1 protein-coding gene and 1 pseudogene are annotated in these 857 nt (G+C 40.4%); both read right to left on the bottom strand.

Annotated elements, in window-relative coordinates; translation table 11 throughout:
- Positions 1-365, bottom strand: a pseudogene (locus A9G45_RS02095) (sel1 repeat family protein); the annotation flags it as partial.
- A 196-nt stretch (positions 366-561) separates the two neighbouring features.
- A partial coding sequence (locus A9G45_RS14270) for a hypothetical protein (protein ID WP_176701604.1) occupies positions 562-857 on the bottom strand: 296 nt, incomplete at its 5' end.

Below are 857 nucleotides of genomic sequence, written 5' to 3'. Positions count from 1 at the left end.
GGAAAGTTGTTTAACTCATCACGGTACATTGAGCCTAAGTTATATTGTGCTTTAGCCAGTCCCTGAGCGGCCGCTTTTTCAAATAATAGCCGCGCTTTAGTGTGATCCCCTTTTTGGTAAAGCAAATTATCGCCGTAAAAAATTTCGCCCAAGGTGTTTTGGGCAATGGCATCACCACTTTCAGCCAGTTCAGTGCACAGTTTCATGTTTGCTTCATCACGTGAAAGTTGGCAAGTGGGTTGCTCCGAGGCGCTAGGCATCAAGCGAGTTTGGGGCGCATTGGTATGATGATTGCCCTTGGCAAAAGCCGACATCACAAATAAGGCAACACCAAACCCCAATACCGCATAAGGGATTTTTTTCATTTTCATTCCATTTATAACGATTTTTGATGAATTTTAATATGGTTAACCGCGCTAATTGTATAGCAAAAATTGGTGGTAACAAATTAAAAAACAAGCAATAAATACCTTAAAAAATCGAAGATCAAAGCAAGCAAGATCAATCGCAACACCTTGCAATCATGTTACAAAAACAATTAAAAGCGGATATGATCCGCTTTTAATGCATTCTTAGTTCATCTTCTTCTATCGGTGGGTATCCTGACCATTCGCTAGGGTGATTGGACGCTCCCATTTTTAACGCGTATTTACGCCATAATTGCGCACGGGGAATATCTTGCTCTTCGCGTTTATAATAGTGACTTAACGACGTTATGATAATGTGATTGCCTTGAATGGCTTCTTTGGTCAATATGCGCTCTTTTAATGTTGATTGTTCGCCAACTGTATTGCCCAGTAATATATCAAAGGTGTCTCTTGGCCAAAGCGTAAAAGAGATAATTCGTGAACCATAGA

The sequence above is a fragment of the Gilliamella sp. HK2 genome (assembly GCF_001690265.1).
GTDB classification, from domain to species: domain Bacteria; phylum Pseudomonadota; class Gammaproteobacteria; order Enterobacterales; family Orbaceae; genus Gilliamella; species Gilliamella apicola_C.
This window is presented reverse-complemented; position numbering and strand designations above follow the sequence as displayed.